This window comes from Ulvibacter litoralis (assembly GCF_900102055.1).
GTDB classification, from domain to species: domain Bacteria; phylum Bacteroidota; class Bacteroidia; order Flavobacteriales; family Flavobacteriaceae; genus Ulvibacter; species Ulvibacter litoralis.
The window spans coordinates 1-1316 of the sequence record NZ_FNBA01000049.1; the positions used below are offsets into that span (position 1 = coordinate 1).

The window sequence follows — 1316 nt, forward strand, 5'->3', positions numbered from 1 at the left end:
CTCTGAATAATTTGAACTAAATAGAGAATTGAAAAGGTGTCGCCGCTTCAAGCCGCACACTGCGCCAAACGCTACAATTATTATACAAACCCGTTGTAAGTAAGCTGAAAAACAAGATGATAAACGAATTAATAACAGATATTGTATACGATAAAATAACCGTATCACAAGGATTAACAAGAGCTAAACTGATAGCACGACAAATTAAGAATGAGACCTTTAAAAACTGGCTGAATAAGGAATTAAATGGCTATGACTATGAAGACCCATTAATGCCTGAATACCGAAAAATATGGGCAGAAATTCAATTAACAGCTGAATTTCCGTTTGGTCACGTTCAATCCTTTCCAGTCGTATTATCTGACGACCAAAGAGATTTAAGTGATTTATTAAATCATCATAGAGTTGTAGAGCCAATTGCTATTGTTGAGCAAAATATCGGACAAATGAAAGAAGGAAAAGCATATATTCATCTTAACGGTGGAATGGTGCAAACCGTGAGTGAATTATATAAAGACCAAATGGCTCAAAACCGAGGTGTGATAAGAAGTGGAAAAAGAACAATTGGAAAGGCTCAACTAACAAATGTAGTGGAATTAACGAAACAAAAACTAATTGACACTTTACAAGATTTAGAAGAACAATTTCCAGATTTAGACAACAAATATGTTATGAGTGACGAGAATAGTAAAAAAGCACAAAATATAATAACAAACAATATTTACGGGAATAACAATCCTTTAAATGTGGCTGCAGGAGAACAAATAACTCAAGGAGATATTAACTTAACAATTAATGCTGACCAAATTGCAAAACTAAAAGAACTTGGTGTTGAAGAAGAAGCACTTGAAGAGTTACAAACAATCGACAAAGAAAACCCAAAAGGTTCATCTGAAAGAAAAGGGAAAATAATGAGTTGGTTAGGACGAGTATCAGCTTCAATGACAGCGAAAGGAGTTTATGAAAATATGCCTGAATTAATAGAATTCGTTGGAAATTTAATCTAAAAGCCTACTTACAACAACGTATAACAATTATTGCTCTTGCGGGAATTACTAAATAATTTCTACAAATATTTAGCTATATTGGTTACTGAAAAATAACGTAACGCTTGCCCTTCTGAGTCTCACGCAGCTCTGTTGAATTTGGAACTAAGAAGAGAAGTCGAACTTGTCGCTGCTGCCCTCAGCGCGCTGCGCCAAACGCAACAATCGTTATACTAACCCGTTGGCAGTAATTGCCGAATTCAAGAATGAAAGAACTTTTAACCAAATATATCGTAAATATTTTTTTATTGATAATATTGACGGCAAGTT

The 1316-nt window shown here is 34.4% G+C and carries 1 protein-coding gene; it reads left to right on the forward strand.

From position 1 onward, the window contains the following. Positions 1-116 precede the first annotated feature (116 nt). Positions 117-1007, forward strand: coding sequence for an AbiTii domain-containing protein (locus BLQ00_RS17380; RefSeq protein ID WP_093145588.1), 891 nt, complete (start codon positions 117-119; stop codon positions 1005-1007). The last annotated feature ends 309 nt before the right edge of the window (positions 1008-1316 follow it).